The following is a 5937-nucleotide window of genomic DNA, read 5'->3' on the forward strand; positions in this document are numbered from 1 at the left end:
CGGTCCACCGGCTTGGCCAGGTAGTTGGTGGCACCGCGCTTCATCGCTTCCACAGTGGTGGCGATGCTGGCGTAACCGGTGAGCACCACCAATTCACGGGGCTGAAAGCGCTGTTTGAGTTCCGCAATCAGGTCCAGCCCGGACCGCTCGCCCAACATCAGATCGAGCAGAATCGCATCCAGGGGCTCGGGATCACAGGCGAGCGCGTCCTCCGCATCGGCGCAGGCGCTCACCTCAAAGCCCTCGCGCCCCAGGCGGCGAGTCATCAGGTCGCGAAACAGCGCATCATCGTCAATCAGTAGCAGCCTAGTCACCGTCAGAACACTCCTGAATGGGCAATTCCAGCCGGGCTCGAGTGCTGCGATCGTCACCGGACCAGTACACCCGCCCGCCAAACCGCTCCAGCGTGGCGTAGCTGACCAGCGCGCCCACGCCAAACCCGTCATCGCTGGGCAGACATTCGGCCCCCAGACGCGCCCGCTGCTCCGGTGTCAGAGGCCGGCCGGTGTTATCAATGTCGAGCCGCCACAGTCCCTCAGAGCAGTAACCACTCACCCGCACCGAACCGCCCGCATCCAGGGCATTGTTGAGCAGGCTCAGGATGGCCGGCATCAGCGTGCGATCGGCGCGCACACCAGAGCCTGCCACCCCTTTCATCTCTCCCCACGCCACAGGCTCGCCGGGGCGGGTGATACTCAGCAATTGGCGTACCGACTGCAGCAGTTGATCCAGTGGCAACGCTTGCAGACGCCGCGCGCGGACATCCTCGGCAATCAGCCGCCAGTCAGCCAATAATCCCTGAATACGCTCCAACTGCCGGCGGATCAACTGGCGTTCGGCATCCGTCTCCTGACGGTCCGCGGGCGCCAGAGTGAGTTCCATTTCATCCAACAGCAAACCGATCGACTGAACCGGTGTCGCCATTTCGTGGGTCAACTGGGCGGCGGCGGTTCCCACCGCCAGGAGTTGTTCATCGCGTAACTGGGTTTCCCGCAGCCGCTGCAGATCCAGATCCCGCAGGTGCAGTTGCCGGCGCAAATAGAGTAAGGTCAAAGCCAGCAGCAGGGCCGCAATCACAAAACCGGCCACCATGGCCTGAAAGTGTCCGCCCATGCCGTCGTGACCGAGGTGCGTATCGGACACCGCCACCAGTTGCACCAACTGCCCCGCAATACTCGCGATCAACAGCAGAGCCGCCCACCGCCAGGGCAGCAATAAAAACGCCAGCACCAGGGGAATCAACAACAGCGCGGCAAAGGGGTTGGTGGCGCCCCCGGTCAACCAGACCACCCCGTTCCAGAGCACAATATCGCATAGAAGATGGAGGCTGAGCCGCCGATGTTCGGCGCGGGGCCACGGCGAGTAAGCGACGAGCTGGACCGCCAGTGCAAAGCACCACAGACCCAGCCAGCCATCCACCGTCAGCGCCGTCCCGGACAGAACATCTTGACCGATGGGCACCAGCAATACGGCAATCAGAAGCCAGCGCGCCCACTGAAGATACTGCTCCGGGCTGCGTTCAGTGGGGGTCATGGCCCGCCTCCACCGAGACCAGCGCACGACGCCCACCTTCAGCCCGAACCTGCTGGACGTAACGACGCAGCCACTCCCAGGCCCAGAGCCCGACCAGGCAGTTCGCCAGCGCCGTGGCCATAAAGATGCCTTCCAGTCCCCAGATCCACTGGCCGAGAAAGGCCAGGGGCAGGAACACGTAGACCACCCGTCCCGCGGACAATGCCATCGCCGGCAGAGGGCGACCCAAGCCGTTAAAAGCGGCATTCACCGACATCACGATACCGTAGGCCCCGTAACTGAAGGGCACCACGGCCAGGTAGAAAGCAGCCACCCGCAAGACCTCAGCATGCTCGCTGAACAGGCTTGCCAACAACCCGCCAAACAGCCACAGAAAGACCGCGATCAAGAGCCCAAACCCGAGGCAGAATAACGAGAGTACCTTTACCGCCTCATTCAGACGGTGGTGTTGACCGGCCCCGAAATTCTGCCCGAAGAACGGACCGATAACACCGGACAGCGCGTAAAACACGATCAACATCAACGGCTCGATGCGCATGGCCACTCCCAGCCCGGCCACCGCATCGGTCCCGTAGCGGGCGACCATGACCGTCACCACCGCACTCGCCAACGGGACAATCACATTGGTGGCCATGGCGGGAACACCGACATGCACAATGGTTTTCCAGGAGCGCATCAGCGCCTGCCAGGCCACCCAGGGGTAGGTCAGCAGCCGAACCCGCACGGCGAGAATGTAAAAGGCCACCAGAAAGGTCAGTATGCGAGTGACGAGCGTCGCCAAGGCGGCACCCTGGAGCTCCAATGCGGGAAAGCCCCACAGTCCGAAAATCAGCAGCGGGTCCAGCGCGGCATTGAACAGCGCCGCCGCGCTCATCAGGTAACCCTGGATGTGGCTCATGCCCAGGGCACGCAGGGCCGACAGGCAGACCATGGGCACCATCAGAAACGGCGCGCTGATAAACCAGATGGACATGTAGTCGCGAATCAGGGGCAAGAGATCGGGCGTGGCGCCCAGAAGGCTGAACAGCGGGTCCATCAACAGCCAGCCGAGCAGGCACATGCTGGCCGATACCAGAAAGGTCAGACTGATCGCGTCGGTGGCCAGGCGCCGGGCATAGCTGGCGTCCCCTTCACCGATGGCACGGGAGATGGCCGACGAAGACCCCGCCCCCAGACCGATGCCCAGGCTGGTAATGATCATCACAATCGGGAAAGTAAAGCTCATCGCCGCCAGGGGCTGGTTGCCCAACTGCGCCACGTAGAAGGTATCCACCACATTGAACGACATGGTGGCCAGCAACCCCCAGACCATGGGAATGGCCAGGGTCCGCAGCTGGCCGGCCACGGAACCTTCGGTGAGCGTTGCAGTAAGCGGTCGTGACATAAACCCCACGGCGGCAGGCGGATTTAAAGCGGGACAGTATACCTGAGACGCCCAGGCATCGGGGAACGGTGGATGACGGCCTTCGGCCTTATGCCACCCTACAGCTGCCGCGCCAGAATCAACGCATCCTCCCGCCCCCGGGCGGTAGGGTAATAATTCGGCCGTTGCCCCAGCTCGAAAAACTGCTCCCGCTCATAGAACGCGATTGCCGAGTGATTGGACACCCGCACTTCAAGAAACACCATGCTGGCGAACGGCTTGACCTGCGCCAGCATCAGCTCCAGTAGCGCCTGCCCCACGCCCTGGCGCTGTCGATTCGGTGCGACCGCAATATTGAGCAGCTCGGCATCGCCCGCGGCCCAGGCCACCACCACAAACCCCACCAACTGCCCCTGATGCTCGGCGAGCCAGCAGTGATGACGACCGGTCAGGCAGTCGTCATAACTGGACCGTCGCCAGGGATGGCTCTGAACCTGCTTCTCAAGTGCCATGACCGCCTCGATATCGGCGGACGCCAAGGGTCGGAAAGTCAGCTCAAGACCGGTGGCAGTAGTCACGATGGAGAGCGAAGGGTGGGGAGTCGACGTCATGGTGGTCAAAGCGGTCAGCTCGCGGTCACGTCCATTGGCAACCAGGGCTGCAATGCCGTCCAGAGCGGCCGTTTCAGATCCGGGTTGCGCAGTATCTCCAACAGACTGGGTGCGACCAGCGTGGGCATGTCGAACGGCGGCAGGGACAGCGACTGCCAGAGGGCTTCATCGTACTGCCTATCTTCCGGCAACAGGAAGCGCGCGGCCGACTCCCCCATCAGCAACAGGTGGCGCACCGGCCGGTTGGCCAACTCGGTTTCCAGCCAGGTGCCCAGCTCGGCCCGCGCGTCCTCGCTGGTCAGACGCACCGCCTTGTGGTTGACCAGCGGCCAGGGCAGTACCTCTTCGCTGACCCGCTGCGTATCGTGGGGCGCCAGCGCCTGCAGCAGGTTGCGCAGCAGACGGTCCGTGGGCATGGCCGCGCGGGGCTGGCGGGCATCGACCACCAGTATTGGCAAGGGCGAACGCCAGATGCTGAGGGTAAAGGGCTCGATTCGCTCGGCGGGCGGCTCCGCAGCGGCGACTTTCTCCGGTTCCGGAGGCGCTTCCCGACGCGTCGGCTTGGCCGGTTCGCGCATATCGTTCAGGAAATCCGCCACCGGCCGCGGTGCCTCAGCGGACGCCCGCTCGTTCGCAGGTTCCCGAGCCACCGCAGGCGCGGCTGGCTGCGGCTCGACCACAGGCAGCTCGCAGGCCGTGGGCATCGGCGCATGCGGCATCAGCCAGCGCGGAACGTACTGTTCCATGCCCAGGGCGTCCAGATAAGCCTGTCGCTGATATTCATTCATAAAAAGAGGTCACAATGCCCGGCCAAATCAATCCGCCATTCTAGCAAACATCACCCACAATGTCGGGCTGGGGTTACGGCGGATGCGCTTCGCTTATCCGCCCTACGCAAACCACGGCGGATCGCGTAGGGCGGAAAAGGGCGATGCCCGCATCCGCCGTAAACCAACGTGACCCCACCCCCAAAAACCACCCCTATTCGGCCCCCACCCTACTTTTCGGTATACTCCCCCAAAACACGTTCGGCACCCACCCTCTCAAGGAGCTTTACCCAAAGATGCCAACCATCCCCTATTCCGACATCATTCAGGCCGCCCAAGCCGCCGGCGACGCCATCATGACCGTCTACCAGAAGGACTTCGAGGTCTATCAGAAGAACGACGACAGCCCCCTCACCGAAGCCGATCTAGCCGCCCACCGTGTCATCGTCGACGCCCTACAGCGCCTGACACCGGACCTGCCCATCCTGTCCGAGGAGAGTGAAAACGCCCCCTGGGACGAACGCAAAACCTGGGACCGCTACTGGTTGGTGGACCCCCTGGACGGCACCAAGGAGTTCGTGAAGAAAAACGACGAATTCACCGTCAACATCGCCCTGATCGAGCACGGCGAACCCACCTGGGGCGTGGTGGACGCGCCGGCGCTGGGCTGCACCTACCACGGGGGCACCGCGACGCAAGGCGCCTGGAAATCCGTTAATGGACAGGACACCCCGATCACCGTCAGCAAGGCACCCGCGAACAACACCGGCTGGCGCATCGTGGGTAGCCGCTCACACCAGAGCGACGCGTTCAAGGCCTTCCTGGACGACTTCGACGCCCCGGAAATCAAAAGCATGGGCAGCTCCCTGAAAATCTGCCTGATTGCCGAGGGCGAAGCCGACCTCTACCCTCGCCTGGGTCCCACCAGCGAGTGGGACACCGGCGCCGCCCACGCGGTACTGCTGGGCGCCGGCGGGCAGTTGAACGTCGCCGAGAGCGGCGAGCCGCTGCGCTACAACCAGGAAGAGTCGGTACTGAACCCCTTCTTCATTGCCCGAGGCGCCTGATGCTGTGAGCGATCACCAAACCGAGCGGGAGAAAATGTTGTCGGGGGCGCTGTACGACCCCATGGATGCCGAACTCTGCGCCGCCCGTCGCCGGGCGCGCCTGCTGTTCGAAAGCCTCAATGCCAGCCGGGATAACGAAGTGAAAAAGCGTCGCCAGCTACTGCGCGAACTGATTCCCGACGGCGGCGACACCGTCTGGATGCAACCGCCCTTCTATTGCGACTACGGCGACAACATCCACCTGGGCGAAAAGGTGTTTTTCAACTTCAACTGCGTGGTACTCGACGTGGCGGAGGTGCACATCGGCGCCCGCACCCTGTTCGGCCCCGCCGCCCAGGTGTACACCGCCACCCACCCAATGAATGCCCAAGAGCGCGCCTCCGGGCTGGAAGCCGGCAGACCGATCACCATCGGTGAAGACGTCTGGATCGGCGGCGGCGCCATCATCTGCCCCGGCGTCACCATCGGCAACCGCTGCGTCATCGGCGCCGGCGCCGTGGTCACCAAAGACATCCCCGCCGACCACTTCGCCGCTGGTAACCCCGCCCGCATCATCCGCCCAATCTGAACCCCAACCCTTCGATGGGTGGCACTCA

At 63.5% G+C, this 5937-nt stretch carries 7 protein-coding genes; 2 read left to right on the forward strand and 5 right to left on the reverse strand.

Features of this window, described 5'->3' with window-relative positions; genetic code table 11:
* The 5 genes from B3520_RS16695 to B3520_RS16715 form a co-directional block, all read right to left on the reverse strand.
* Positions 1-314, reverse strand: a 314-nt coding sequence (locus tag B3520_RS16695; RefSeq protein ID WP_286876459.1) for a response regulator, incomplete at its 3' end; no start/stop codon positions are given.
* Positions 307-1533 carry a sensor histidine kinase gene (locus B3520_RS16700; protein ID WP_286876460.1) on the reverse strand — a complete coding sequence of 409 codons (1227 nt, stop codon included), beginning with the start codon at positions 1531-1533 and terminating at the stop codon, positions 307-309. The genes B3520_RS16700 and B3520_RS16695, both read right to left, overlap by 8 nt.
* Positions 1520-2917: an MATE family efflux transporter gene (locus B3520_RS16705; RefSeq protein WP_286805842.1), complete on the reverse strand. Its 1398-nt coding sequence runs from the start codon at positions 2915-2917 to the stop codon at positions 1520-1522. The genes B3520_RS16700 and B3520_RS16705 overlap by 14 nt, the downstream gene beginning before the upstream one ends.
* A 98-nt stretch (positions 2918-3015) precedes the next feature.
* Entirely contained in the window at positions 3016-3507 is a 492-nt protein-coding gene (gene rimI / locus B3520_RS16710) for a ribosomal protein S18-alanine N-acetyltransferase (protein WP_286805843.1), read from the reverse strand.
* A gap of 14 nt (positions 3508-3521) precedes the next feature.
* Entirely contained in the window at positions 3522-4295 is a 774-nt protein-coding gene (locus tag B3520_RS16715; RefSeq protein ID WP_286805844.1) for a hypothetical protein, read from the reverse strand.
* A gap of 275 nt (positions 4296-4570) precedes the next feature.
* On the opposite strand from B3520_RS16715, the gene cysQ reads away from it, so the two are divergent.
* On the forward strand, positions 4571-5341 hold the full coding sequence (gene cysQ / locus B3520_RS16720) for a 3'(2'),5'-bisphosphate nucleotidase CysQ (protein ID WP_286876461.1): 771 nt from the start codon (positions 4571-4573) through the stop codon (positions 5339-5341).
* A 4-nt stretch (positions 5342-5345) separates the two neighbouring features.
* On the forward strand, positions 5346-5909 hold the full coding sequence (locus tag B3520_RS16725) for a sugar O-acetyltransferase (protein WP_286805846.1): 564 nt from the start codon (positions 5346-5348) through the stop codon (positions 5907-5909).
* Positions 5910-5937: the final 28 nt, after the last annotated feature.

Source organism: Marinimicrobium sp. UBA4509, from assembly GCF_002388575.1.
Classification (GTDB): domain Bacteria; phylum Pseudomonadota; class Gammaproteobacteria; order Pseudomonadales; family Cellvibrionaceae; genus Marinimicrobium; species Marinimicrobium koreense.